At 46.0% G+C, this 26580-nt stretch carries 22 protein-coding genes and 6 pseudogenes; 8 read left to right on the top strand and 20 right to left on the bottom strand.

Features of this window, described 5'->3' with window-relative positions; all coding sequences use genetic code 11:
- Positions 1-47: 47 nt before the first annotated feature.
- The gene (gene deoC / locus RE628_RS05140) at positions 48-713 is read right to left on the bottom strand and encodes a deoxyribose-phosphate aldolase (RefSeq protein WP_309157723.1); all 666 of its coding nucleotides are present in this window, start codon (positions 711-713) and stop codon (positions 48-50) included.
- Positions 714-1116: 403 nt separating this feature from the next.
- Positions 1117-2047: pseudogene (locus tag RE628_RS05135) on the bottom strand (sugar-binding transcriptional regulator).
- Positions 2048-2456: 409 nt separating this feature from the next.
- Here RE628_RS05135 and RE628_RS05130 point away from each other — a divergent pair.
- The 6 genes and pseudogenes from RE628_RS05130 (at position 2457) to RE628_RS05105 (ending at position 7659) form a co-directional block, all read left to right on the top strand.
- Entirely contained in the window at positions 2457-3326 is an 870-nt protein-coding gene (locus tag RE628_RS05130) for a glycoside hydrolase family 19 protein (RefSeq protein ID WP_309157722.1), read from the top strand.
- Positions 3320-3721: a chitinase gene (locus tag RE628_RS05125; RefSeq protein WP_309157721.1), complete on the top strand. Its 402-nt coding sequence runs from the start codon at positions 3320-3322 to the stop codon at positions 3719-3721. Before RE628_RS05130 ends, RE628_RS05125 begins: the two co-directional genes overlap by 7 nt.
- Before the next feature lie 288 nt (positions 3722-4009).
- Positions 4010-4396, top strand: a complete 387-nt coding sequence (locus tag RE628_RS05120) for a hypothetical protein (RefSeq protein ID WP_309157720.1) — start codon at positions 4010-4012, stop codon at positions 4394-4396.
- Positions 4396-4794 carry a hypothetical protein gene (locus tag RE628_RS05115; RefSeq protein WP_309157719.1) on the top strand — a complete coding sequence of 133 codons (399 nt, stop codon included), beginning with the start codon at positions 4396-4398 and terminating at the stop codon, positions 4792-4794. The genes RE628_RS05120 and RE628_RS05115 overlap by 1 nt, the downstream gene beginning before the upstream one ends.
- A gap of 13 nt (positions 4795-4807) precedes the next feature.
- Positions 4808-6494, top strand: a pseudogene (locus RE628_RS05110) (VWA domain-containing protein).
- A 25-nt stretch (positions 6495-6519) separates the two neighbouring features.
- On the top strand, positions 6520-7659 hold the full coding sequence (locus RE628_RS05105) for a toxic anion resistance protein (RefSeq protein ID WP_309157718.1): 1140 nt from the start codon (positions 6520-6522) through the stop codon (positions 7657-7659).
- Positions 7660-7748: 89 nt separating this feature from the next.
- Here the strand turns inward: RE628_RS05105 and RE628_RS05100 are convergent.
- The 10 genes and pseudogenes from RE628_RS05100 to RE628_RS05055 form a co-directional block, all read right to left on the bottom strand.
- Positions 7749-8596: pseudogene (locus tag RE628_RS05100) on the bottom strand (DUF5692 family protein).
- A gap of 316 nt (positions 8597-8912) precedes the next feature.
- Positions 8913-10124, bottom strand: a complete 1212-nt coding sequence (locus RE628_RS05095) for an FAD-dependent oxidoreductase (protein WP_309159370.1) — start codon at positions 10122-10124, stop codon at positions 8913-8915.
- A 194-nt stretch (positions 10125-10318) separates the two neighbouring features.
- Positions 10319-10588, bottom strand: coding sequence for a hypothetical protein (locus tag RE628_RS05090; RefSeq protein ID WP_309157717.1), 270 nt, complete (start codon positions 10586-10588; stop codon positions 10319-10321).
- Between the two features lie 8 nt (positions 10589-10596).
- Positions 10597-11241 (bottom strand): helix-turn-helix domain-containing protein, encoded by a 645-nt coding sequence (locus RE628_RS05085; protein WP_309157716.1) that lies wholly within the window; start codon positions 11239-11241, stop codon positions 10597-10599.
- Between the two features lie 152 nt (positions 11242-11393).
- Positions 11394-13517: pseudogene (bglX, locus tag RE628_RS05080) on the bottom strand (beta-glucosidase BglX).
- 319 nt (positions 13518-13836) lie between these two features.
- Positions 13837-14834: pseudogene (locus RE628_RS05075) on the bottom strand (LacI family DNA-binding transcriptional regulator).
- 115 nt (positions 14835-14949) lie between these two features.
- Entirely contained in the window at positions 14950-15120 is a 171-nt protein-coding gene (locus RE628_RS05070) for a hypothetical protein (RefSeq protein WP_309157715.1), read from the bottom strand.
- A 400-nt stretch (positions 15121-15520) separates the two neighbouring features.
- Positions 15521-16480 (bottom strand): sigma-70 family RNA polymerase sigma factor, encoded by a 960-nt coding sequence (locus tag RE628_RS05065; protein ID WP_309159369.1) that lies wholly within the window; start codon positions 16478-16480, stop codon positions 15521-15523.
- Positions 16481-16566: 86 nt separating this feature from the next.
- Positions 16567-17022, bottom strand: a complete 456-nt coding sequence (locus tag RE628_RS05060) for an FAD-dependent oxidoreductase (RefSeq protein WP_309157713.1) — start codon at positions 17020-17022, stop codon at positions 16567-16569.
- A complete protein-coding gene (locus RE628_RS05055) occupies positions 17016-17738 on the bottom strand; it encodes an NAD(P)/FAD-dependent oxidoreductase (RefSeq protein WP_309157711.1) in 723 nt (240 codons plus the stop codon). Before RE628_RS05055 ends, RE628_RS05060 begins: the two co-directional genes overlap by 7 nt.
- A 256-nt stretch (positions 17739-17994) precedes the next feature.
- On the opposite strand from RE628_RS05055, the gene RE628_RS05050 reads away from it, so the two are divergent.
- Positions 17995-18666 carry a DUF1232 domain-containing protein gene (locus RE628_RS05050; RefSeq protein ID WP_309159368.1) on the top strand — a complete coding sequence of 224 codons (672 nt, stop codon included), beginning with the start codon at positions 17995-17997 and terminating at the stop codon, positions 18664-18666.
- A gap of 162 nt (positions 18667-18828) precedes the next feature.
- Here RE628_RS05050 and RE628_RS05045 read toward each other — a convergent pair whose 3' ends face one another.
- Positions 18829-20523 (bottom strand): M3 family oligoendopeptidase, encoded by a 1695-nt coding sequence (locus RE628_RS05045; protein WP_309157709.1) that lies wholly within the window; start codon positions 20521-20523, stop codon positions 18829-18831.
- Positions 20524-20694: 171 nt separating this feature from the next.
- On the opposite strand from RE628_RS05045, the gene RE628_RS05040 reads away from it, so the two are divergent.
- On the top strand, positions 20695-21468 hold the full coding sequence (locus tag RE628_RS05040) for a GTP pyrophosphokinase (RefSeq protein WP_309157707.1): 774 nt from the start codon (positions 20695-20697) through the stop codon (positions 21466-21468).
- An 11-nt stretch (positions 21469-21479) separates the two neighbouring features.
- Here the strand turns inward: RE628_RS05040 and RE628_RS05035 are convergent, their stop codons facing one another.
- The 7 genes and pseudogenes from RE628_RS05035 to RE628_RS05005 all read right to left on the bottom strand — a co-directional run bounded on the left by RE628_RS05035 (position 21480) and on the right by RE628_RS05005 (position 26521).
- The gene (locus tag RE628_RS05035; protein WP_309157706.1) at positions 21480-21605 is read right to left on the bottom strand and encodes a hypothetical protein; all 126 of its coding nucleotides are present in this window, start codon (positions 21603-21605) and stop codon (positions 21480-21482) included.
- Positions 21606-21689: 84 nt separating this feature from the next.
- Entirely contained in the window at positions 21690-22559 is an 870-nt protein-coding gene (locus RE628_RS05030; RefSeq protein ID WP_309157704.1) for a permease prefix domain 1-containing protein, read from the bottom strand.
- Positions 22549-22900: pseudogene (locus RE628_RS05025) on the bottom strand (PadR family transcriptional regulator). Before RE628_RS05025 ends, RE628_RS05030 begins: the two are co-directional and overlap by 11 nt.
- A 153-nt stretch (positions 22901-23053) precedes the next feature.
- On the bottom strand, positions 23054-24163 hold the full coding sequence (locus tag RE628_RS05020; RefSeq protein WP_309157702.1) for a hypothetical protein: 1110 nt from the start codon (positions 24161-24163) through the stop codon (positions 23054-23056).
- Positions 24160-24741, bottom strand: a complete 582-nt coding sequence (locus RE628_RS05015; RefSeq protein WP_309157699.1) for a hypothetical protein — start codon at positions 24739-24741, stop codon at positions 24160-24162. The genes RE628_RS05020 and RE628_RS05015 overlap by 4 nt, the downstream gene beginning before the upstream one ends.
- Before the next feature lie 200 nt (positions 24742-24941).
- The gene (locus tag RE628_RS05010) at positions 24942-25664 is read right to left on the bottom strand and encodes a 5'-methylthioadenosine/adenosylhomocysteine nucleosidase (RefSeq protein ID WP_309157697.1); all 723 of its coding nucleotides are present in this window, start codon (positions 25662-25664) and stop codon (positions 24942-24944) included.
- 8 nt (positions 25665-25672) lie between these two features.
- A complete protein-coding gene (locus RE628_RS05005; RefSeq protein WP_309157695.1) occupies positions 25673-26521 on the bottom strand; it encodes a MetQ/NlpA family ABC transporter substrate-binding protein in 849 nt (282 codons plus the stop codon).
- Between the last annotated feature and the right edge of the window lie 59 nt (positions 26522-26580).

Here is a 26580-nt window from a genome sequence, read left to right as displayed (position 1 = left end):
TTAAATAGAAGTAGTTCAAACTGAAAATCGATCTTTTTGAACTCTTATTAATAAGAAGATGTAGAAGTTATTCCGTTCATGATACTAACGCCCGAGCTGGCACCAATCCGAGTCGCACCCGCTTCGATCATCTTGTTCACATCTTCGAGACTGCGAACACCACCAGATGCTTTTACTCCCACATTCGGGCCTACTGTTTTCCGCATTAATGCAATATCTTCAGGTGTCGCGCCGCCTGTGGAGAATCCGGTCGAAGTCTTCACGAAATCAGCACCTGCTTTAACCGACAATTCACAAGCTCGTACCTTCTCTTCGTCCGTCAACAAGCAGGTCTCAATGATAACCTTCACAAGTGCTTTGCCCGAAGCCGCTTTTACAACAGCCTCAATATCTTGCTGTACGAATGCATCATTGCCGTCCTTCAATTGACCGATGTTAATCACCATGTCCACTTCGTTTGCTCCACGCTCGATCGCATTCTTCGTCTCGAACGCTTTCACATCGGAGGTCGTTGCACCAAGTGGGAACCCGATAACCGTGCATACCTTCACTTCTGTACCGGCAAGCTGCTCAGCGCTATAAGATACCCATGTTGGATTCACACACACAGAAGCAAATTGATACTGCTTCGCTTCATCCACCAATTTAGAAATCTCTGCTTGAGTTGCATCTGCACGCAATAACGTATGGTCGATCATACGTGCTATGTTCATACCGTACACCCTCTCTATTCTTCATTTATATATTTACTACTGAATTACATGATTTACTACATGAGTATCATAACATGCGCCTTGAACAAATGTAAATACAACCTTGAAATTTTGTTCACACACATTATAAACACATTCTGCTCCAGTATTTTGTACAAAAACCATACAAAAAATCCCCATTAGACACGGCCGAAGCGATAGCCCCAACTCCATAATCTAACGAGGATCCAGAGGAAGTTCAAAAAGTCCGCTTTTGATCACGAAGTCAATCAAGAAGTAATTCGGCATCGAATCTTGAATTTAGCCGGGTTTCCGGTGCTCACGTACAAACTACGTACGCTCCGCTCCTCAAACCCTAGCTTCATCCAACCTTCTCGGTGCTGAACCGCTCTTTTTGAACCAATTACAACAAAGCTTGCGCTGTGAATTGATCAGTCACCAGAATATTGGCGTATTTACCAATAAGCGCAGCACGAATTGCGTCAATCTTACGCTGCCCCCCAGCAACGAGAATTGATTTTTCCTTGTTCTGCAGATCCGACAAATCAATGCCAACTGTCCGATTGTTAATCTCTTCGCTGCACAGCTTGCCTTCGGCATCGAAGAAACGCGAGCAAATATCGCCGATCCCCTTCGTTTGTAACAACTGCTTCTCTTCCTCACTGAAATAACCTAGCTGGAACAAGAGCGCATCATCATTCACTGTGCCGACCGTAAATACTGCGATATTCGCCTGTCTGCCCAGCTCGATGATTCGATGAATATGGCGGTCCTTTTCCACCATTTCTTTCAGCGCCACACTATCGAATATAACAGGGAGCGGCAAATATCGTGCAATCGTATGGTAAGCGGTAGCGAATAGGTTCACCGTCTCCGCCGCATACGTATTGACGTGTGAATGGCTAATTCCTCCCTTAAGCTGAACAACTTCGACTCCTCGAACCTGTTTCTGCTGAAGCTTAAGCGCAACAGCATGCATCGTTCTGCCCAGGTAACTCCAATAATATCCGTATCCTGGACCGTCTCATGCAAATAATCGGCCGCGACCTTACTGATACTCCTCTGGATCTCCTTGTACTCGTTAACTGGTGAGTAGCACACTAGCGCCGTTTCCAAATCATATTTCTGTTTGAGCCTAACGCCAAGCGCATTCAAATCCTCCAACGGATCAGAGATATCAATACGCACATAGCCTTGCTCCTTCGCATATTGCAGCAATCGGGAGACCGTCGGACGGGAGACCCTAGCTTAGCCGCTATATCGATCTGGCTATAGTCCGATAAATAATATAATTTTGCTGCTTCAATACTCAATCTTTGTTTATCTCGATCCATGTGAATGACCTACTTTTTATCAATTATAATTTCTAGGAATATGAACTTAATGTCGCACTCTCTCCATATATCATAACAATTATTCATAAGATGGTGTACCTGGAGTGGAAAATAGAAGATATTCTCCTGTTAGAATAAGATTTTATCCCACGTCCTAATTTCCTATAGAAGTCCTCACCAGCATAATATCGAGGGCTTAGTCCCCTGGAATGACAATACATTGCTTCGACACGAATGGCGATTCCATTCTACAATAACTTCCCTGCTGATAGTCATTCTCCCTCTTCATTTATACTCGCCGACTGGTTCATACGATGGTCTCTATGGGCAAGTTCGCCTATGTACAAAAAAAATGCCTATTGCTACCATGTAAGCGTTATCCAAATAAAATAAAAAAAGGAGAATGCGCATGTCCATTCGGAAGTATCCGCTGATCCACAAGGCATTGCGTCCTGCAATCACTCTCGCTCTAGGTACTTCACTGCTGATTGTTCCACTCTCGGCATACGCCTCAGATTCGATTTCTCTAACTACCAAGATGGCGGCAGGCAACCCGGCCTCCTCCTCGCCCCTTATCCACCCAGTTCAGTACGAAGGAAGCCCCCTATCAGTTGGTGAGAACCATCTGTTAAGCCGTAAAGATATTGCCCAGGAATGGGATGACCTTGATCCTGACTATTTGCCGGACAAAGCGATTGAAGCGGTAAAAGCTCTCCTCACTAAGCAAGATTTCGAAGATCTATTCCCCTATCGGCTCGGCTCCAAGGAATGGTTCAAAGTAGCTGAAGGCAAAGAATACTACAAAGCCGACCAAAGTGACTATTTCTCCTATGATAATCTAATAAGTGCAGTTGCGGAAGTCTCAAATATTAAGATAAAAATCAGCACCCGTACAGGGACCTCCGCTCAAGAAATTTACAGGCTGGATAAAGAGGCCAAGGTCGAGACGCTTGTACTGCGCTCAGACGACTTCAATTCAGTAGCGAACAAGATCAAGCCGATCGATACGGTCATCGTCGATTGTGGGACCTTCCTTAAGGAAGGTTTCAAGAAAGACCGCAAGCGTGAATTGGCTGCATTCCTTGCCAACCTGTCACATGAGACCGGCGGTGGATGGGCGACCGCACCTGGCGGTCCACTTAAATGGGACTATTCTGGAATGAGAATATCGCCGGGAGAACCGGTGCCGATATGGATGCTTTCGTCGATCCAGCCAGCGCCAAACTGTTCCCAGGAACATCAGGCAAGCGTTATTATGGCCGCGGCCCGATCATGTTAAGCTGGAACTTCAATTACGGTCTGTTCAGCTCAATTATTTATGGGGATAAGAGCGTCCTGCTCGATAATCCGGAGATTGTGGCCGCCGACGGTAAAATCGGCTATATGACCGCAATTCTGTTCTGGATGACACCGCAAGTACCGAAGCCGTCTGCACATGACGTCATGGTCGGCAGATGGAAGCCGAATGCACAGGAGAGGTCGCTCGGCCTAGACAGTCCGGGGTTTGGTATCACAATTATGGTGTTGAACGGATTGGAAGCTAACCTCGGAGAGACCGAGGGAAGTCCGGTGCAACGCCGTGCCGGCCACTATCGTGATATTACGAAGCGGATGGGCATCGATATTACCGGCGAGAAAGTCGATACGCTTAATATGAAGCCGTTTGAGAGCTGATTCAGAAGTGTCTATCCTCATAAATTAAGGAAGCAAAGAGGCTGTCTCAAAAGTCGATTTTCCGACTTAGAGACGCCTCTTTTGCTGCCCAAAGTCGCGAAAAACCACAATTGTTGCTTCTAATGTTCAAACGTATCCGTTAAAAGAGTGAAAATTTATGAAACAACTATCCCCTACCCACGTAATAACTGACACAGGCCCCTGAATGCACCTCCATTAGAAAGATTTAGGAGCCATCGAACTTATTATCTGCTAAAATTAATAAAAAGCTCTGCGACATAGCCCTTCATGGGTCGCAATAATCTAGGTATTAGCAAAGGAAGTGAGAATTTGAACAACTCAAAGCTCCCCAAATTGTTAGGGCTTATTATCGGAGTTGTACTCCTGAATGTTGCCGTGCTGTCCCCGGGCCTAATAGGTCTGCGGATAGGCGGAGACAGTGTTCTTCAGACGGCCCTGGGCGTAACGCTGCTGGTCATCAGTTTCCTCGTCCTGCTGAACGGAAGCTATAGCCTACTGTTTAAACCTCCTGCATCAACACCAGTTAAAGACATAATTATACATGAGGATTACATAGAGGCACTGAATCGCTACAGAAGCATCACTGCTCTGAAGACCGATATCGTACTGTCCCTTGACCAACTGGAGCGCATCGAAAAGAAGAAAAAACTCTGATGGAGGTTCTTGGACAACGGTTTGATCAGACCGAATTGAGCTATAAGAAATTTAATTCCGTGATCAATGAAGTTGAGAAGCTATTTTATCTCAATGTAAGAGGACTGCTTAACAAATTAAGCGTATTTGATGCTTCGGAATTCTCTACCCTGGCTAATCAACAAGTCTCTTCACGCTTCTCGGGTAAGCTGATTCAGGAGAAGAAGCTCTTATACGATGAATATATATCATCAATCCGAGGCTACATTGGCGCGAATGAAGAGATTCTTCTTAAGCTCGATAAGCTTCTACTGGAGATCACACAGTTAGGCAGCACAGATTATAAGGATGTCGAAGATATGCCTTGCATGAAGGAGATTGATGCACTAATTAACCAGACTAAATTCTATAAGCAATGAAGGGGAGATGAGAATGGCGAGAAAAGGAAAATCATTTGTAGTTCTAGCAATTATAGCTGTAGTTGTATTTGCTCTAGTCTATTTCGGGATCAATTTGACCTCCAATATCGGAAAATCCGAGACACAAATCACTACGGAAGATGCCTCCAAGCGGCTGGATAAACTTTATAGCAAAATTAAAGTAACGAACGCAGGTCCAGTAAAGGGGCAGATAGATCTTGATCCGGTCGATATCGCTGATTCGTTGCCCGATATTTCGAAGTTCCCGATTACTGTGAACAATACAACGGATAGCTTCGTAGAGATCTTCTCTTCCCCGAGAAATCTGGGACAGGGTCCGATGACTGGCTGAATGAAGTTGCGGATCAATTCAACAAAGCCAATATATCACTTAACGGCCAAACCGTATCTGTGAAAATCCGCAATATTGCCTCAGGTACCGCTACAGATTACATCAGATCCGGTAAATATATACCAGATGCCTTCACTCCTTCCAATGAACTATGGGGTGAGATGGTCAAGGCACAAGGGATTAAGGCCGATTTGGTGACGGAGCGACTTGTCGGTAATGTCGCCGGAATTGTGACCAGTAAGGCGAAGTACGATAAGCTTGTGGAAAAGTACGGCTCCGTCAACGTAAAGACAATTACGGATGCGATAGCGGATAATGAGCTGTCTATGGGATATACGGACCCTTTTGCCAGCTCTACAGGACTTAATTTCCTGATCACTGCGCTTTCGACGTTTGACAGTTCCGATCTGCTAGGAGACACAGCTGTCCAGGGATTCGAGAGATTCCAGGCCAATGTTCCCTTCATCGCTTCCACGACATTGCAAATGCGCGATGCAGCCAAGACAGGAGCGTTGGATTCATTCGTACTTGAGTATCAGCTCTATGCGAATGCGGCTGATATGAAGGGCGGTTATGTGTTCACTCCTTTTGGTGTAAGACACGACAGTCCGCTCTATGCACTCGGCGATTTGCCACAGGAAAAGCTAGATATTATTAAGGAATTCGCCAAGTTTGCCAAGCAGGATAAATATCAAAATCTGGGCAAGGACAAAGGCTTCAACATTTTAGAAGATTACCATTCAGAGCTTAACCGGTTGACGGTAACATCCTATCAGCCGCTCAGAAGCTATGGAAGGAGAAGAAGAACGGCAACAAGCCGATTGCCGCAGTCTTCGTAGCCGATGTATCTGGTAGCATGGACGGAGAATCGTTAAATAAATTGAAGGAATCGCTGTTGCAAGGTCAGAAATTTTTAGGCAGAGATAACAGCATCGGCCTCATCTCTTACTCTGACAATGTAACGATCAATTTACCTATCGGCGTCTATGATACGAATCAGCAATCGATGTTCGTCGGTGCCGTCAACAGTCTACAGGCTGGCGGTGGAACAGCCACCTTCGATGCAATCGTAATCGCAATGAAGATGCTGCAGGATCAAGTCGCTGCTAACCCAGATGTGAAGCCGCTTATCTTCGTGCTTAGCGACGGAGAGACCAATGAAGGCCATTCTCTCAAAGATATCCGTGGACTCATCGAGACCTATAAAATCCCTATATACACCATTGGATATAATGCGAACATTCAAGCGCTTCAGAACATTTCTAGCATCAACGAAGCTGCCAGCATTAATGCAGATACAGATGACGTTGTGTATAAAATAGGAAATTTACTAAATGTGCAAATGTAAATTCTAGTATAAGGGAGAGGTTGAAATGGCATTTTCCATGGAAGTAATTAGCCCGGAGGAAATAAAAACCGCAATCGAAGAACAGGTAAAGCCGGAGCCTGAAGAAGTAACTGAGCTTAAAGTGTTGGCAACGAATAACGTCTCGGCAATTCTCGATCTCGATTTAGATTCGATTGAGAAGAGGAAGGAGATTCTACAATCGATCGATAGCTTTGGCATGGGTACAATGCGATCATCTTCAGAGAAGAACTCCCTGCTGCACGTATCCGTAGGCAATCTGTCAAAGACCGGCGATGACGGTGGCCAAGTAGCGAAGGGCTTAACCGAGTTGCAGCTTCAGCTTAAGGATTTGGACCCGAGTGCGATCGATTTTGCCAAGAGTGGCATCTTGGGTATGTTCTTTAACCCGCTGCGGGCTTATTTTACCAAATTTCAGAGAGCCGACTCCGTCATCTCCGATATTATTGTCTCCTTGGAAAAGGGTAAGACCATTTTGAAAAATGACAATACGACACTCGAATTCGAACAACAGACGCTAAGGGATCTCACCAAGAAACTGCAAAAGGAAATTCAACTTGGCTCATTCATGGACCAGGAGATCGAAACCCAGCTCGAAGCAGCGAAATTACGTATGGAATCCGAGGATAAAATCCGTTTCATTACGGAAGAGGTCTTGTTCCCTCTACGTCAGCGCGTGATGGATCTGCAACAGATGTTGGTCGTTAACCAGCAAGGAATTATGGCGATCGAGGTCGTAATCAGGAATAACAAGGAACTGATAAGAGGGGTAGACAGAGCGAGAAATGTTACTGTATCGGCGTTGAGAATTTCTGTTATTGTAGCAAGCGCCCTCTATAACCAGAAGATCGTGCTCAAGAAGATCGAATTGCTCAATGAGACTACAAACAATCTGATCAGCAGCACCTCCAAGATGTTGAAGGATCAAGGTGCGGCAATCCAGAAGCAGGCGATGGAATCTACGATTTCCGCCGACACGCTCAAGCAAGCCTTCACGGATGTACTCGAGGCCTTCGACTCCATCAGCAAATACAAGCAGGATGCACTTCCAAAAATGCGCGACACGATCAACCAATTCAGAGAGTTGGCTGAGACTGGCGAGCAACAGATCCAGCGTCTAGAGAAAGGAAAAGCGCTGGGGCTATAGTTAGTTTGGTCAAAGTGTCAACTTTATAGAAAGAAGCTGCACCATATGAGTGCAGCTTCTTTCTTTTCATCCGATTAAATAGGTAATTATTAGTTCTGCTCAGCAACAGCCTTGTACGCCTTCAAATCGCTATATACTTCCACCTTGAGCGGGTTGCGCTTATGCTTCGTAATTTTATAGACATGATAGACGAATACTGCGATATTTGCTGCCAGGGACAAGCTACTGACTACCCATAATGCCGTCTCGCTATGCGAAGACTGTACCGCGAACTTGGATTCACCTACGAATGCCGGGAAGGACATCGTGAACATCATCCATATCGCCAGTGTCTGCGCACGATGCTGCAGCCATGCTCCTTTCTTGATAAAGAATGCTGGAATCGTACAAGAGATAAGCAGAGCAGCACCAGCATAGTAAGAGTGGTCAGATACGCAATTGTACACATAAGCGAAATTCCAGATATCATAGGCGATAATCCAGAACCAAAGCTGATCCGGCCAGACCATGTCGCGGGAGCGGCCTTTGCTGACCACAATTCCCATCCATCCGGAGATCGTAATAATGTTCAGCAGGCCTGCGATGCCATTCATGATATTCCAAGGACCGCCAATCATCATAACACCATCCACCATACCATTCAGGCTATATACCTGAAAATCACGAATGACGGCTTCAAGAATATTAATGGCTAGAATAATCGCTGGGAACATTAGCATGTATTTATTCTTATCCATTCCCTTAATGAATCTCAGTGCCATGAAGCCCAGACAACCAGCTAGTGCAGAATAGACCTTGACCCAGTGAAACCAAGTACCTACGCTAGAGCCTTCCCCGCCGTATTCGGCCATACCGCAATCGTCAGTACGATTGGCAGTACCAGAAAGAGAGCCAGAGACACCCATTTACTCATTCGCGCCAGTTCATTCACCAGCATTAAGCCTGCAAGCACAACAAACCACATCACGATAGAATACCAAGGCATTGCCTCGAATAGGAACATTGAATTAGCCTCCTCTTTGATCGATGTAATCGCTTCTTGCTTTGAATATATCGATTCATGACCAAGCTATCAAATCCCGAGAAGGCCCGCCCTTACAGGCTTCGCAGACATTTCTTTAGAGATAGGTTTACACTATGCTTATCGTGTCTTTCTCAATCTAAAATCCATATACGGCGCGGAAAATTCATGATATATCTGTAAACACAACTTTAAAGTAAAATTTCGCATAATTCGACAATTACCGACTAGTTCAAAAATAACGGTTCACTAGTGCTTTAGCATAACGGATACAATTCTCAAGCGTCGGAAAGTTCATAATTTCACCAGCAAAATAAATACCATTCTTCCCTTGCAGATTTTCAAGCCGCTCATAGAACCCACTCTCTAGTGCTGCTGTATCCACATGCGGAAAGTGATTCCACCGCTTCATCATATATAGCCGGATATTCTCTCCGCCAAGCGAGGCAAGTGTGGATTCAATATTCTCTCGTATTTCTGCATCGCTCATGTGATCATTCTCAGCTACATAGACCGTGATCAGATCTGTCTGCGCCAGATCCGCCCATCTGTAATACCACGCCATCATGTTTCCTCTGGACGCAATCCCCATATTGTCGGGTATGTATCCCGAGAGCTTAGGCATATTTTCGACTCTGTAGGCATAGACACGAAACTTCTCATCAATGATACTCTTGAACAGCTCCTCTTCATCCCGAATAAGCTCGACCTTTTGTGCAAAGCCCTGTAGCGGCGCGGTATAGATCACTTTATCAAAATATAACGGTCCCTGATTCGTCTCCACTCTGACTCCGCCCGTATTTTCCTGGTAGATTCGCTGTACCTCACAGGTTAATCTCAGATCAGAGACCCGGTCTGCCATTCTTCGCGGTAGCTCAGTAACACCGCTCGGCCAGGAGATCATATGCGTAATCTCAATAAATGACATCAGATTATCGTAATTAAGCAGCTTCATGACATATACCGTTGGTACATCATCTATGTTGCCAAAGCCAAAGGCGCAGAAATAATGCATGAATACCTGTCTCAGCACAGTCAGCTCATTCTCGTCACACCAGGTGGAAAATGGTTTGCACAGTTCCGGCGGCACCTGCCTGAACCCAGGCTCCCTTACAGATTCATAGCGTCTCATCAGCGATGGCAGGCGCTTGAATTCACGAGCGAAGTCAGGCATCTGCTCTAGCGGAATCTGCGAGATTCTGCTCCCTTGCGGGTGGAAAAAGCCTCTGTCCAACAAAGGCCCCTTCTCCAGCAGATCAAATCTCTCCATATACTCCATCGTCAACTTGTATGATGGCAGGCCAATCAAGGCGCCCATCTCATAGGTCCGCCCTTTATATTCAATCGAGCAGCATTTGCCTCCGACCCGGTCAGCCTGTTCCATAACGGTCACGGAGGGATAACCCTTGAGTTCTAACTCATGAGCTAACGACAGCCCGGAAATTCCCGCCCGACAATCCCTATATGCTCTTCTCTACCGACCAAGATACTCATCTCCTCGTATACAACCATAATGGCAGCGGCTCTTGGATCCCCCTGGAATCTAGCACGATATCGGAGGGAATTTTCCCGCTGTTGCTCCCCTCCTCCAGAGGACGCATGAAATTATAGTATTTCATATACTGATCAAGACGTTGTTCAAGCGCTTCGAAGGAATCTGTCCCCCTCATGCCAGACAGGCTGGTAGAACCGGTTCATCAATACACTCGTAAATTCATGTAAGGGCTGGAACACTTCAGGATGGTCGGCGCTGTAAACTATGGAATTAATGTTTTGCTTATGTAAATAGTCCGTATACTTATGATTCCCCCGCTCCCAGGCGGTTGAGAATTCCTGACTCTTATTCGTTACAATATGATCTATCTTCAGATGAAAGGTTCGAAGCAGTGGCATGATCTTGAAGCGCATGAAATCGATCAAGTGAATCGACGACTTCTGATTGTAGAGCTTAACGAGAGCCAGTCTGGAATATGAATCAAGAATAATATATTGATATACTCTCCCACCTCCGGGAACTTCCCCAAATATTGAATAGTCTGCAAGCAAATATATCCGGGATAAGCATGATCAGGATCATCCATCCGGTAATCCAGCTGAGGGTGCTTAACTCCCTTGGTCTGGACGGAACGAGCCTGCCTTTTATCCGCGCTTTGTGCGGAATTGGATCGGTGACCACGGCTTCCCTTCCGGCTCCTTATCTCTTCAGCAAATTTCTCCCGTTCTTCCCTTCGGCTTAACCCATGTCTGCGGAGCACATTATATATTCCTGATTCTCCCGTACGAATGCCTTCATCCTGCAGTTCATACAAAATTCGTCTCGGTCCATCCTCCGGGCAGCGCACCACATATTGCAGGATCATTCGCTCCGTTCTACGATCAACCTGATTCGGCATCACTGGCTGGCGCGGCTTCTCGCTCAAACCGGCTACTCCCTGCCGGATGTAAGCATTGTACCAGCGGTAGTATAACGTCCGTGAAATACCAAATTCCTTACAGGTTTCCGCCACATTGCCGCTGCGTATTCCCTGCATAATAATCCGGTACTTCTGTTGCTCATTCATTCCCCTTCCCTCCTTACCGTTCCAATCCCTTCCTTCTCTTCCTTGAGTATATTAAATAAAGGGCTTACATACCGTGAAATGAATTACAGCCGCTGCATGCAGGAAAACTGCAGAGCGGCTGTAAGTTCAAAATCTATCCATGCCAATCCTCTCTATTTATCAAGTCGAAATCCGCCCTGCAGCGTATCACAGCTATTCGGCCCGACGAATATTTCGAACCTTCCCGTATCGCTGCTGAATGACAGATCACTATGATAGTAGCGAAGCTGTTCCTCGCCAAGCTCGAACACGACCTGCGCTGCTTCTCCCGGTGCCAGTTCAATTCTGCGAAAGTCCTTGAGCTCTCTCATTGGACGTACCACTTCACCGGAAATATCACGGACATAGAGTTGAACAGTCTCAATCCCTTTAACTTCACCGGTATTGCAGACTTGTACAGTCACTTTGATGGATTTCGCAACTGTCATCACCTCAGAGGATAATTCAAGCGAGCTATAGGTAAATGTCGTATAGCTTAATCCATAGCCAAAAGGCAGCAGCGGCGCATTAGGGATATCTAAATATTTGGAGACATACTGCTCATCCGTATCCTCCGCTGGCTTCGGACGCCCGGTATTAAAGTGATTATAGTAAACCGGAATTTGTCCTACCGCATAAGGGAATGACATCGTCAGCTTCCCGGAAGGATTGACCACACCATACAATAGATCGGCGATGGCTGCGCCCCCTTCACTCCCCGGGAACCAAGCTTCGAGCACAGCATCGACTTGATCAATGACCCATGCAAGTCAAGCGGTCTGCCGTTAAACAACACGACAGCCAACGGCTTACCAAGACGCTTCATCGCTTGAATCAACTTAAGCTGAGCTTCAGGAAGCTGGATATTGCTGCGGCTGCTCGCTTCACCGCTCATTGCTGCGGCTTCTCCCAGGGCGAGAACAATCACATCGGCCTCTTGCGCTGTGGCCTCAGCATGTTGCAACTGCTGCTCGCTTATAGTCATGATATCGCTGCCCTCCGCGAGGATGATCTGATCCGCTCCGGCCAGCTTCTCCATGGCAACACCCAATTGTACCGCAGTCTCCTTCGATCCGGCCCAAGACCAAGAGCCGAGGATATCTCCACTCTGAGCAAATGGCCCAATGACAGCCACCTTCTGCTCACGCTGGAGAGGAAGCACGCCTTCGTTCTTGAGCAGAACACTGGACTTCGCAGCCAACTCCTGTGCGATCCGGCGGTGCTCATTGCAATACACAACTTCCCGCTCTGCCTTAGGATCGGCGCCGCGCAACGGGTTGTCGAACAGGCCTAGCTTCTCCTTCAGCTCCAGAATCCGGGTTACCGCTTCATCCACCAGCGCTTCATCGACGAGTCCCTCTGCCACCAATTGCGGAATATGGTGCACATAGGCCGCCGTCATCATTTCAATATCGACCCCTGCGGTAATTGCCTTGAGCGCCGCTTCGCGCTCATCTTCCGCTACACCATGGGGAATCAGCTCCCCGATCGCTGCCCAGTCCGATATAAGCACACCATCAAAGCCCCACTCACCGCGCAGCAAGTCACGCATTAATTTACGGTTGCCGCTCGCCGGAATGCTATCGATCGTGTTGAACGAGGTCATCACCATCTCACAGCCTTCCTCCAGCGCAGCCTTGTAGGCCAGGCAAATAATATTCGCGCAAGCTTCGTTCTGATAGATCAACGGTATTATAATCCCGGCCGCCCTCGGCCAGACCGTAAGCGGCGAAATGCTTCACACAAGCAGCGACATGATCGGTATCATGAGTCAAATCCTCTCCTTGGAACCCGCGAACCATCGCTCTAGCGAAGAGAGCATTCAAATAAGGGTCCTCGCCCGTCGACTCCATCACCCTACCCCATCGTGGATCACGGACGAGATCTGCCATCGGGGCGAACGTCACATGTAGACCTGACACCGCTGCCTCCTTGGCAGCTACCTCGGCGCTTCTCTCCGCCAGTTCCAAATCCCAGGAGCATCCCATCGCCAGTGGAATCGGAAAGATCGTCTTGAACCCATGGATAATATCTGCCATAAACAACAGCGGAATCCCGAGTCGGCTCTTGGCTAAATAAGCTTGCTGGATCTGAATAATCTTCTCTGCTTCAGCGATCCCCAACACCGATCCTGCATCATTAACTTCTGTCTCGCTAATGCCGAGCGACTCCATCGGCCCGGTAATCTGTCCATCCCCAGCTTCATAGAAAGGAGCAGCTAGCTGTAATAGCTGGGCCGCCTTCTCCTTAAGCGTCATCTCCTTCACTAATTGGCTAATACGTTGACTTGTCACGGATAAATTCCTCCACTCATTCACGAATCGTTTTGATTCAACGAAATCTTTATAAAATCATATTCTATATTAATAAAGTACCATTAAAATCGAAACGTTTCGAGTAAAAAGTTCAATTCACCGTAAATAAGTATCATTCGGCCTGCTACGGCCGAAATGTCACTTAGGCCAGCCGCGATTCAAAGGTACGCTCTCAATGAGCAGCGGCCACCTCACAACCCTAGGCTTATCGGCATTTCGGCAACGAAAATCCAATCCAACTATTCTCTTTTCACAAGGAATACTAGCTCTTCGCTGGTTCAGAGACAGATTGACGCTCGATGATTTGAACATTCAGTTTATAGGACTCATTCACTCTCTCACCGTTCAGCATTTGAAACAGCAAATGTCCAGCTAGTGAACCGGACTCATACATCGGCTGACGTATTGTTGTAAGCGGTGGATGAATGAATTCGGTCAATTCGATATCGTCAAATCCGATAATAGATATATCTTCCGGTACCCTTATTCCGCCTTCTTCGAAAGCCTTGAGTCCGCCAATCGCCATTTCATCATTTCCATAGAATACAGCTGTTGGTAGTTCCCCTGCATCAGCATCATCTTCGTTGCCTTATATCCACCATCCCGAATAAATCCCCCGCTAAGCCGCCACTTGGCCTGCTCCTCCAGCCCGGCTTCCTTCATTGCTCGCAGGAAACCCTGGTACCGAAGTGAATTCGCGAAAGAATTCGACGGGCCACTAATATAAGCAACCTTGCGATGCCCCTTATCAATTAAGTAACGGGTAGCCTCATAGCCTCCCGACTCTCCATCCACAATAATACTAACCAAGCCTTCACCTGAAATCACCCGGTCCATGGCAATAATGGGGAAGTTAGCTCCAGCCGAAGCATGCAATATTTCATCAGTCATGTTATAAGCCAGCACGACGGCTCCATCAACCCTTTTCTCACGTAAAAAACGAACTGCCGTTGAGTCTCTTTCTCCCATTGAACTGCAAGCGATCAGATCATAACCATTAGACAAGGCTACCTCCTGAACACTCCGAATCAGTTCCGAGTAGAAAGGCCCCGACAAGTCCGCCAGAATTAGAGCTATTGTATTCGTGCGGCTACGCTTTAAATCCATGGCAAAACCATTTTTGTGATAATTCAGCTGCCTTGCGGCTTCAAGTACTTTCTCCCGGGTCTTAGCGCTAACTCTATGATCCCCACTTAACGCATAAGAAGCGGTTGACAATGCAACCCCCGCTAATTTCGCCACATCCTTAATTGTAGCCATTCTATTCAATCCATCCCTTTCATTTACTATAAATGCAGTTCATAAAGAGTTCGGTTTTCTATAAACTCCATTATAATAATTTCATCTCTGGGTTCATATATCCTTCAATGATAAACTATAAAGCAAAAATAAAGATAATGACCGGCAATTCAATCGCATAACATACCGCAGAATTAGAATCATAGAACACATTATCATATTCGAAGTCATAATGGACCAATCCAAAGTTTGCCTTAGTCACAGGAACATCAGCAAAATAATCCCGCAGCAACCGAGTCTCGGCCAATGCAGCCCCGTGTTCAAGATAGCTTAATAATTACTCCTCCATCCAGTCAAGACAATCGAGATACGACACTCACACATAAAAAGCCATAGACCGCTTGCCGTCCATGGCTTTTTTCAGCTTAATAATAATAGATGAACACCTTAACATATACAATAGAAAAATTAGCCCGGCGTTTCATACCGATCACTCCCTCCCGATCAAGCTAATTCCATCTTAGTCCTGACAGCATACGGAGGGCGATTCCCAGATTGATTAAAAATATTTTATACCGCCGTCTTCAAAACCCATGACATGCTCCATATTGAGAGTTGTGCCTTTACATAAAGAAATCACTAACTGGTCAAAATTTCCTGCATACAAATGTCTTGGACTGCCACATCCATAGTTGTTACGAATAGTACTATCTCCGCAAATATTGCAGCTTCTCTGGATTTCTGATGAAGTATATGCTGCTGATTGAGTTCCCTTCAATATGAATAAGCGCTGCGGTATCGATGATGTTGCTGCCGCCAGACCGGGCTACAAGCCCGGTCTGGCCATTGATCTCCCGTAATTCAAGCTGTAGTGCTTCCTCCAATTTCACTGCCTTCTCTAGTTTTCCTGCGTCTTTCGTTCCTTCCGCTCCCTCTCTTCTCTCTGCGTATGTTGCTCCATCTGCTTCCGTGGATGGTTCAAATTTACGAATAAGTCCAATCAGGAAACGCGCAACCAGTTCACGTGAACGAATGGGATTCACAGCTGCCAACGCCTTGCCTCCACCATCCGAGATAACGACAGCATCTTCGGCCAGCATGGAGATCACAGCGTCCATATCTCCTTTTTGCAGGGCCACCAGGAACCGACCAATCCACTCTTCCTTAATAGCTTCATGGCGAACGTCCTGCCTGTCCCTGATCCCCAGCTTGCTTCGCGCACGGCTGATCAGCTTGCGACAGTTCGCTTCACTCTTACCGATTACCTCCGCAATATCGGCATATTCGAATCCTAACGCTTCGCGGAGCACGAACACCGTTTTCTCCACAGGTGAAAGTCGCTCAAGTAATACGAGCATCGCATAGGACAGCAGCTCTCCGCGCACCACCGATTCGAACAGCTCATCCCCCGAAGTTGGAATCGGTTCAGGTAGCCAAGGACCAAAGTATTGTTCCCGCCGTTTTCGCGCCGATTTAAGCACATCGAGACAGCGATTCGTCACCATTTTGCATAAATAGGCCTTCGGTTCAGCGAGACGCTGTAGATCTATGTCATGTACCTTCAAAAATACGTCTTGCACCGCATCTTCCGCATCGGAAGCTGACCCGGTCAACTGGTAGGCAAGCGTAAACAGCAGTCCCTTATATTCGGTATAAAGCTCCTTTATCTGCATCTAACTTCTTCCCTCCAAGTACCCAAACTAGTTAAAAGAACACTGTATATTAATCGTCTGTAACAAGCCGTACTACTACCTTATTTCAACAAACTTGCCGACTTCCAGGTAAACTCCCTGAGACGCCAACCCAGCTTGCCTGTAAAGATCATATCGATTCCCCATGCCCGTGTCCATGCAATTCCACGCTGCGGCCCAAGACCAAAGCAGAAAAAATCCATGAATCTCTTATGTGTAGGAGCCGGGCGCCCCATCAGGTCCGCTGCTATAACTTGAGCCAGTCGGGACGCTTGGGCTGTCGCTTCCTTGCATGTCTTACCGTCTGCAAGTCCGCTGGCCGGATCAATAATCTCCGCACAATCACCTATAGCGTATATGCCCGGGGCCCTCTGCACACGGTAGCTGGCATCTACGGCAATGTACCCATCAGCAGTAAGTGGTACGCCCAAGCTGCTCAGCATGGGATTCGGCAAAAGCCCTAACGTCCACACACATAAGCCAGAAGGGATTATACTGCCATCCGACAGTGTCAGCACCCGTCCTTCTCCTGCAACACTTTACGGTTATGCAGCACCGTAACTCCACCCGCTTCAAGCATTCGCTCCAGCTTGGTTCCTACTTTGACGGGACCGTCCGGGAACAACCTGTTATTTGCATTAATAAGCTTCACAACTACCGCATTCGGCTCCAAGCCCAGTGCATTCACATCCTCACGAACCGCATAAGCCAGTTCTGCGGAGGTTTCAATACCGCTTATTCCCGCACCGGCTACGGTAATAGTCATGAGTCGTTCACGTTCTGCCTGATCCTCCATCATTGTGGCCTTTCTTAGATTAGCCCTCCATGTCTCACGAATGCTCTGCGCAGCAGCCAGACCTGTCAAGGCGATTCCCCCTTGTTCTGAATCAGGCTGACGTATGACACTTCCTGCAGCCAGTACGAGAACGTCGAATTCCATCACTTGCTCATTGCCCTGATTATTCACATAATGAACTCTTTTAACCTCGGAATCGATTCCTGTCACCGTGGCCTGAATAAAATCCACATCTTGCGGCAGCAGTCTCGCTAGCGGAACCGTAATCTCCTCATTCTCCACCGCCGCCGGCTTGAAGAGCAGCACCTTCCGCAGATGATAAGGATGCTTATCCATCAGAATGATCCGCAGTGTAGGGAGCCCCTCCCGACTGCCAAAAGCTTTTTCTATGGCCTTTACAGCGTTAATTCCTGCGTATCCCCGCCAACGACAATACATCTTGTCTCCTTCATATTCATCACTACTCCCTATTCTTCGTTATGTACATAACACGAGATAAGGGATTGTTTTGTGACAAGAGATACAAACCTTCTGATGCCTGCATTTAGTGCTATTGTTGAAACTCAGCCATATAAATAAATACAAACGGCCAATCGAAGATATGTTGAGAAATCAGCAACAATATACAAATTCAAGAAACAAGAATATGAACAAGGCCGTACTTTCTTCATATATTGATCTAAGTAGAAGGATGATGCTCAGAGAGGAGGAGGATTCGCGAGTGGAATCAAATTTTGGCGTCATACTCAAATCACTGCTGCAGAAGAACTCATTATCCATGCGGAAGCTGAGTATATTGACGGGGATCGATACAGCGACAATATCCCGTATCGTAAATGGAAAGCAACCTGCCAAGCCAAACCACCTAAAGCTATTTGCGGAACATCTGCATGTACCGCTAGGAATGCTCGTCGAAGCAGCCATGCTGGATGGCAGTGAGTTCGAAAGGGAACAGCTCACCGAGCTTCATCACTCCATTAATACGATTCAAGACATTCTTGCCTCCTCATCAAACTTCGACCCGCAGTATACAAAAGAACGCGTTCAGCAGGAATTAGAGAAGTACGAGCAATATGCCCGGACTACCGAAGGCAAACAAATGATTCACGATGACTTTCATTCCAAGGTAGAGCAGGTGAACGGTGCCGGACCCTTCATCGAGAAGCTAAATCGGATGTTCGAGCAGTATTGTCATGAAGATATATCTGCTGAGGAGCAGGCGGTACTTGGTAGCGGACTATTGTATTTCATCTCTGCCGTTGATATCATTCCTGATTATTTATTCCCGATCGGCTACGTTGATGATGCGATTGCTGTCCAGCTCGTCATGGAACGTCTCTCCCGAATTGATGATTCTGCTTCATAGCTGCGTTATGAGAATAGTTGAAAGCTCAACATTGCTGCTCAGACTGCAACATAAACAACAAAGAAGATAAACAAAGTGAAGATTGAACAGCGTTTATGCTGAAAATACAAACAGCGCGTACCGACATCGCTACGCGCTGTTTTAATAGTTGGAATTGTGAACCTACAGTGCCATATCATCCACTTGATCGAGCCAGTTCTCGATGCTGCCGATGACCGAAGTAACGCAACCATCCTCGAATGGGGAGATCAGACCGGCCACCTTCACCAATTCGGTAAAGGACAGGCTACCGCCTTGACGACATAGGCGCAAATAATCCGACCAAGCTGCCCCACGGTCCTCGTGCATCTTCTTCCAGAACTGAAATGCGCAAATTTGCGCAAGCGTATAGTCGATATAATAGAACGGCGTCGAGAAAATATGCCCTTGCTTCTGCCAGAAGCCGCCGCGTTCCAAATATTCGTTATCCTCATAATTACGATGCGGCAAATATTTACGCTCAATATCACGCCATGCCTGCTTACGTTCAGCTGGAGTAGCATCTGGATTCTCATAGACGAAGTGCTGGAATTCATCGACCGTAACGCCGTATGGAATAAAGATCAGGCCGCTTGCCAAATGGTCAAAGCGATATTTATCCGCTTCTTCTTCGAAGAAGCGGTCCATCCACGGCCAAGTGAAAAATTCCATACTCATGGAATGAATTTCACAAGCCTCATACGTTGGGAAGCTGTACTCCGGCACCAAGAATTGTCTGCTCTCGTATACTTGGAACGCATGACCTGCTTCATGGGTTAGAACATCAATATCGCCAGAAGTACCATTGAAATTGGAGAAAATATATGGTGCTCCGTAATCGCCAATATAGGTGCAATAGCCACCACTTTGTTTGCCTTTTTTACTGACGAGATCCATCAGTTCATTATTCTGCATGAAGGAGAAGAACTCATCAGTCTCCGGCGACAGCTCGGCGTACATTGTCTTCCCATGGTTCACAATCCAATCGGGATCGCCTTTCGGCGTTGCATTCCCCGACTTGAAGCTGATATTCTCATCATAGTAGAGCAGTTGCTCCACGCCGATGCGATTACGCTGGCGTTCCTTCAGCTTCGTCGTAACAGGAACAATATATTCTAGGACTTGAGCACGGAAATTAGCGACCATCTCGGCATTATAATCGGTCCGGTTCATTCTAGCATAAGCAAGCTCAACAAAATTGTTATAGCCTAGCTTCTTCGCTATTTTCGTCCGTACCTTCACCATATCATCATAGATTCGATCTAGCTTCTCCTCATTCTCGGCCATGAAGCCAGAGCGTGCTTCCTCAGCTCTCTTCCGCAGGTCACGATCCGTGGACTGCATGAAAGGAACCAATTGCGATAGTGTACGTTCCTCACCCTCGAACAAAATCTTTGCAGAAGCAATCAACTGAGTATACTCCGTCTGAAGCTTATTCTCCAGCTGTAAATCCTCAATAATCTCGGGGCTAAATGTCTTAAGCGACAGCTCAGCCAGTTGAAATAGCTGCTTACCCCACTTCTTCTCCAGTTCAGCTCTAAATTTCGATCCCACTAGTGCTCGATAATAGTCGTTGATAAATTCTAGAACGATAGGGTCAACCTCGTCATAATAATCATTTTCCGCCTTATAGAATTCATCATTCGTATTGATCGAATGACGGATACTAGCGATAGTATGTATCGAATCATACTCGGTGCGAAGCTTGTTAATCGCGGACATGGCGAGATCCTGCTCTTCGTAGCTATCCGCGGAATTGAAGGAATTCAAAAGTTCCTTGAACTTCAATTCGAAATCTTTGACGTCCGGGCGTTCATAAGGATATTCGCTAAATTTCATCGTACAATTCTACCTTCTTTCTTATCGTTAAATATTTCTTATTTATATTCCACAACTATCCATTATTTCCTTCCGTTCAGCCCTGATATTCCGGGTTTCTGGAAATCAGGTTTGGGACTACGTTATAATATATATAGCAAGCTATCATTATATATGAAAAGGAAGACAGATATGATAGATAATCCATTAGAACAAATGAAGACGATGCAAAAGAAGATAACTCGATTTCTAATGATGTATAAATTTGCTCTACAGGAAGTGGAGACGAAGATTGATATTCTGCAGGAAGAATTTCAGCTATTGCATGACTATAATCCGATCGAACACACCAAGTCCAGATTGAAAACTCCAGAGAGCATTATGAAGAAGCTGTACCGCAAGGGTGGAATAAACTCGCTAGACGACATTAAGCACACCATTAAAGATATTGCCGGTATTCGCATTACCTGTTCTTTCATATCGGACATTTACCGGATCAGTGAAATGCTGCAGAGCCAACAGGACCTGACAACAATCTCCGTCAAAGATTATATTAAAAATCCGAAACCGAACGGCTATAAGAGCTTGCATCTGCTAGTAGAGGTCCCTGTATTTATGTCCGACCGCGTTGAGCCAGTCTGTGTTGAGATTCAGATCCGCACAATCGCCATGGATTTCTGGGCCAGCCTGGAGCATAAAATCTTCTATAAATGCAATGAGACGGTACCGGGTGAGCTGTTAAAAGACTTGAAACTAGCCGCCGATACCGCCTATGAACTTGATCTGAAGATGGAGCAGCTTCAACATGAAGTCAACGAAATCAAGCTGTCCCACCATTCAGAGTCGAATTTCCTTAATGAACTGCTGATTGATAACGAGAAGTTCAAGATTCCTGATCACCTCTTGAAGCTGGCGCTGGAGGAAAGCCGAAAAGATGAGGATTCACAGCCAGATTCCGACTTGTAACGAATGGTAACTTACGATACCGCTTTGCGGTAAACCAGGAGCCACTTCGGACCAATAGACAATGGTAAAAGTCCCCCGCCAACAAAAATGATCGGCAGCGGCAGTCTCGTTACGATAGCTACCAAGCTGCCGATCATTTTTTTATATTAATCCAAGGTTGCTCGAGGTAACTGATATGATCGCAGTTAACAGCGATAGGCCGGGTTCATCATTGAGATGGATTATACAGATTGCTTCTTTCTCCTTGCAGCGAAGTAAGCCTCGATTAACAGTTGGCAGCCTACGGCGACAACAAATGTGATCCAGGAGTACTTCCAGCTCCACATGAATCCGACTAAGAAGAAGGCGCCGATACAAAATATCCATAATGCACCGGAAATACTTCCACTAACAGCGTAGGATTGCGGGTCGCTATAATAACTGATCCATTGCTTCGCCCATTCGGAATCCATCTTTGTTCTGCTCTTCTCTGTAAGTCCTAGATAGACAAACATAATGGCAGCCACGATGACAAAGGGCATAAAGGTTATTAAAATAAACGGTAGTGTTCTATCCTGAAAATACAGCATTCCCGAAAAGGCAGCACCTAGCAGAATAATTTCAGATGCGATACTGTAAGATAAGGCACGTCTCTTGTTCATGCCATAATCATGTACGGTCTCCTGTGTGAGACCGAAATAGATAAAGATCGGAGCGGCCACCAAAATAAAAGGAACAGCAAACAATAATGTTCTATATAGATCTTCATATTGTAAATATGCAATTCCGCCAAGCATTAAGCCTAACAATGTACACACAGAAGCAATCGTATATCCGATGACATGCTTCTTATCTAATGGAACCTGTTTGAACATAGCTTCATTGAATTTCGTCTCGGAGGCTTTTTTCAGGCTATCTACCAGCTCGCTCATATCCCCCAGGTCGGAAACCGCCTTTTCAAAGGCTGCATTTGCATTGTCGCCTTTAGCGATTAAATCATTTATTTTCTCCAGTAAATTTCCACGAATCTCTTCCTTCAATTCACTTAGTTGTTTCGTCTCATAAATATCAGCGAATAAGTGGTCTACATGTTTCTTTATTCTATCTTTCATTTCCATCGATCCTCCCCTTAATTAATTTATCAATGATTTCTTTAGTGAATTCCCAGTCCTCTTTATTTTGTCGATATATATTTTTGCCCGTGTCGGTAATGCTATAGTATTTCCTTCTTCCACCCTGGGTCTCGTCCCCCAATAGGAAGAATATTTCCGTCCTGCTCCAGCCTTCTGAAGCTCGAATAGAGCGTAGCCTCCTTCAATTCGTACAGGCCTTCGCTCATCTCTATAATCCTCTTGTAGATCTCATACCCATAACTATCCCCATCCATCAGAATCCCAAGGACAATCGTATCGGTATGACCCCTTAGCAAGTCGGATGAAATTTTTCCGCTCAAGTAAGCCACCCCCTGGATACAATATATATAATAGTACTATGACTGTCAAGGTAATATTGCAGACGTAGATATATATCTGAAAAAAAAGCGTGCACCGGCTCATACCGGTACACGCTGTATAATAGCTTGCTTTGATTGTCTAAGATATCTGATCTAGCTTAAAGGAATCGTATAGAAGACACGCTTTCCCTTCTTATCTGTGAACCAAATCAACTGATTGTCAGTGACAATAGGTTCACATTCGGACAGAAGAAATTTTGGAAAAGATTGCACTTCACCGACCACATTCCCACTTCCGTCGACTTGTACATATTTAACTCCAAACGGCGTGCGCTGTTGGTCAAACTCTTGCCATAATACGATAAAATGATCATTATCGATTTTTACGAGTTTTGGAACAGATCCAATTTTATCAGAGCCAGTAGTATATTGCGCTAATGTAATATTTTTAACTGCTCCCGTACTCAGATTCGTCCTTGGCACGGTTGCGATCATAATATCACGGACATCCTGTTCAAGCCCCTCCAACTCGTAAGAGGTATACTTCTTGACCTTGGAATGATCGACCGTATTATATGCTGTCAGATAATGTGTCGAAGATATCTCCAAACCCCCTACAGAAACTCCTGTTGCATTCGCTCCGATACTTCCTGGGATCGGTACCAAGTCCACCTCGCTATACTGTGTCCCATTTCCCTTATGAAGTACGATGGAACGAGGGTAGGCATCTCCATGGTCCACCAACACATGATCCTTGCCATCATACTTGACATATTGATCAAAGGAATGACTGACGTGGTTCTTCTGGAACCGACCCGTATCATTGGTTACGCGCATCGTTGATGTATTGATGATAAGGGTTAACTGAGATTGATGGTTCAGTCCATCCGGGGTCGTATATCTCAGACGAGACGTATGAAATACCAGTTCATCCCCATTCTCATCCATCTTCCCAGATCCAGAACGGAACGGCTGAATCGTGTAACTCTGTCCGCCCGTGACTGAGGCACTGTCGATTCGATTGAAGCTCTTGTCATAGCGCACGACCCGAATCACTTCTTTATTGTCGTTCTCTTCCTTGTTGTCCTGACCATAGGCGATATAGTTATATTGCTTACCGCTATAGAACGCGCCATAGTACTCCAGCTCAAGCGGAAGCTTCTGGCTAGCCGTTACTTTATAATTACGGTCATACGACTCGATATGTACATTATTCTCATCTACAGTAATACTGCTGAAGGTTCCATCACTATTATGGATCAAGTGAGAGCTAATTGGACTACTCCATCTTGAGAAATAAGAAACGACAGCATTGTTTTCCCGGCATCTACGCCATCGGTCTGGTAGGCATGTTCAGGAAGCTGTGGCTCAACAATAATCTGATTCTTTTGCGGATTGAAGGAGACATCCAATTTTAATAGACCAGCCAAATCTCTTAATTGAAAATAATTGCTTCCTCCAATATTGTACGCTTGGATAGCGTGTATTTCCCCGTTAATCATAATCTTGGATGCCACCGGCATCGCTTTATAGGTCTTATTCGGACTGTAATAAGGAGCTCTAGGCGCATCGTCAGGCACATAAGTAGCACCTAGCAATAGTTCAATTGCATTCAGACGATTATCCAAAGATATGTTGAATTGACTGTCCGTCCCCGACAAGGAACTCGCCAAATCGCGCAGCCGGAAATAATTGTTGTTCTGAATTTTGAACCCCGTACTCCATACCTGTTCACCATCAATGATAACGACACTGTCGCTCACCTTGGCATTTACCGAGTTATCAGCATAACTCGAAGTTACGTTTACTGATAAAGCTAAACATAAAACCACTAACAACATCCCAAATCTTTTCATCACGACCTCCATATTGTAGTAAATTCCCTGAAAAAACAGGTGCTTCTTTTTAATATATCGACTGTGGCTGCAGAATTTTTTATGAAAATTGTACTATGTATTTTGTGAACACAATTCCAAAGTACCAGTATCTATTAATTTTACAAAATAAAAAGAGCAGCGATAATCGCTGCTCTCTATCTTACTCAGCTGCCGACATAGACCGATTGAAGCTGCTGAACCAGCAGATCGGTAAAATGCGCGGCATGTGTAGCGACATCATCGAGATTATCATCGAAGCTGCTGGCCGTCACATTACCATGTCCGGCGATATCCGATACCGCCTTCACGGCTAATACCGGGATTCCATACTGAGCAGCGGCTTGCACAATGCCCAGTCCTTCCATATCTGATACTTTGACAGCAGGGAAGGTTGCTTTGATCCCTTCCACCCGCTCCGCCTCACTCATGAATGAATCCAGCGTCAAGACTAATCCGAAATCAAGGGAATACGGGAGTTCTGATGTTGCCGCCACTTCCTTCGCCTGTTCCAGCCAAGCGGCATCCAAATCGTACCTCGCCGGCATCTGCGGAACTTGACCGGGTTCATAACCAAAGCAAGTAGCATCGACATCACCATAAATATACTGCGTAGCAACAACTACATCACCGACGTTCAAGCCTGCGCCAAATGCGCCTGCCGAACCGGAATTGAGGATCAAGTCAGGCTTATACCGTTCGATCAACAACGTAGTCGCGACGGCTGCATTGACCTTGCCAATGCCACTCTCTACGAGAATCAAAGTTTGGCCCCGGTAGGTAGCTTCTTCTATGATAACCTTACCCACTTGTGTCTTCGATGTGATGAGTGCCTGGCTGCGAAAAGGAGCCATCTCCTCCTCCATCGCTGTAATGATAGCAATCCGCATAGGGCCCTCTATTCTTGCAGGTATGAGATCGGCTTATCTACAGGCACCTTTGTGCCGCCGAACTCCTGCTCAATATATTTCTGCGTATCCTCGTTGTGATACAATTCGCCTAATTTTAAAATACCAGGGTCATTCTGCTTATCAGCGGTAGTCGCAAGCACGTTAATGCTATTTTTCGTGTCTACGGAGATTTCCTCATGGTACAAGGAATCCTTCAGTACATTCAATCCGCCTTCCAGAGCGACCGTATTACTAATCAGTACCAGATCTACGTCTTGAATGACACGCGGGCCTGTGGTATCGTCAATCATCTTGAATTTCAGGTTTTTAGGATTGTCGACGATATCGCTTTCCGTACCCGTTCCAAGATTGAAATCATCCTTCAATTTGATCAGTCCGGCAGCCTGCAGCAGACTTAATCCTCTGGCTGTGTTGGCTGGATTGTCCGCTAGAGCGACGAGAGCTCCGTCCGGAACCTCTTTAATATCCTTAACCTTCTGAGAATAGATACCCATCGGCTCAAGATAAGTAGTCGATACCGCTACAAGATTGGCATTGCTGTCTTTATTGTAGCTGACGAGATAAGCCCAGGATTGAAAAGCATTCACATCTACTTCGCCCTCTTTGGTGGCGTTATTCATCTCAACACCGCCATTGATCTCCTTGACGACAATATTCAGCTTGGCGTCCTTAGCCGCCTGGGACTCTGCGATATGCTTCCATATCTGAGCGTCAGATCCCATCGAACCTACGACGATTTTCTCGCTGTCACCCGAGGATTTGCTTCCGCAGCCCGCAACCACCAGCATCAACGCCAAACCTACCGCTAATCCGCCCCACAGTTTTCTTTTTTTCATATAATTTTCTCCTCTCCTCTATATATGAGTTGAGCTATACATTAGATTTGGTAGCAGGC

This window comes from Paenibacillus sp. D2_2, from assembly GCF_031199965.1.
Lineage (GTDB): Bacteria > Bacillota > Bacilli > Paenibacillales > Paenibacillaceae > Fontibacillus.
The sequence above is the reverse complement of the archived record's forward strand: the minus strand, read 5'-3'. Positions and strand labels throughout refer to the sequence as shown.

Coding starts and splice junctions, on each gene's coding strand:
- deoC (WP_309157723.1), bottom strand. CDS start 713: ATGAACATAGCACGTATGATCGACCATACGTTATTGCGTGCAGATGCA.
- RE628_RS05130 (WP_309157722.1), top strand. CDS start 2,457: ATGTCCATTCGGAAGTATCCGCTGATCCACAAGGCATTGCGTCCTGCA.
- RE628_RS05125 (WP_309157721.1), top strand. CDS start 3,320: ATGTTAAGCTGGAACTTCAATTACGGTCTGTTCAGCTCAATTATTTAT.
- RE628_RS05120 (WP_309157720.1), top strand. CDS start 4,010: ATGGGTCGCAATAATCTAGGTATTAGCAAAGGAAGTGAGAATTTGAAC.
- RE628_RS05115 (WP_309157719.1), top strand. CDS start 4,396: ATGGAGGTTCTTGGACAACGGTTTGATCAGACCGAATTGAGCTATAAG.
- RE628_RS05105 (WP_309157718.1), top strand. CDS start 6,520: ATGGCATTTTCCATGGAAGTAATTAGCCCGGAGGAAATAAAAACCGCA.
- RE628_RS05090 (WP_309157717.1), bottom strand. CDS start 10,588: ATGCGCTTCAAGATCATGCCACTGCTTCGAACCTTTCATCTGAAGATA.
- RE628_RS05085 (WP_309157716.1), bottom strand. CDS start 11,241: ATGAATGAGCAACAGAAGTACCGGATTATTATGCAGGGAATACGCAGC.
- RE628_RS05055 (WP_309157711.1), bottom strand. CDS start 17,738: ATGTATTGTCGTTGGCGGGGATACGCAGGAATTAACGCTGTAAAGGCC.
- RE628_RS05050 (WP_309159368.1), top strand. CDS start 17,995: ATGCTCAGAGAGGAGGAGGATTCGCGAGTGGAATCAAATTTTGGCGTC.
- RE628_RS05045 (WP_309157709.1), bottom strand. CDS start 20,523: ATGAAATTTAGCGAATATCCTTATGAACGCCCGGACGTCAAAGATTTC.
- RE628_RS05040 (WP_309157707.1), top strand. CDS start 20,695: ATGATAGATAATCCATTAGAACAAATGAAGACGATGCAAAAGAAGATA.
- RE628_RS05035 (WP_309157706.1), bottom strand. CDS start 21,605: ATGATCGGCAGCTTGGTAGCTATCGTAACGAGACTGCCGCTGCCGATC.
- RE628_RS05030 (WP_309157704.1), bottom strand. CDS start 22,559: ATGAAAGATAGAATAAAGAAACATGTAGACCACTTATTCGCTGATATT.
- RE628_RS05015 (WP_309157699.1), bottom strand. CDS start 24,741: ATGTTGTTAGTGGTTTTATGTTTAGCTTTATCAGTAAACGTAACTTCG.
- RE628_RS05010 (WP_309157697.1), bottom strand. CDS start 25,664: ATGCGGATTGCTATCATTACAGCGATGGAGGAGGAGATGGCTCCTTTT.
- RE628_RS05005 (WP_309157695.1), bottom strand. CDS start 26,521: ATGAAAAAAAGAAAACTGTGGGGCGGATTAGCGGTAGGTTTGGCGTTG.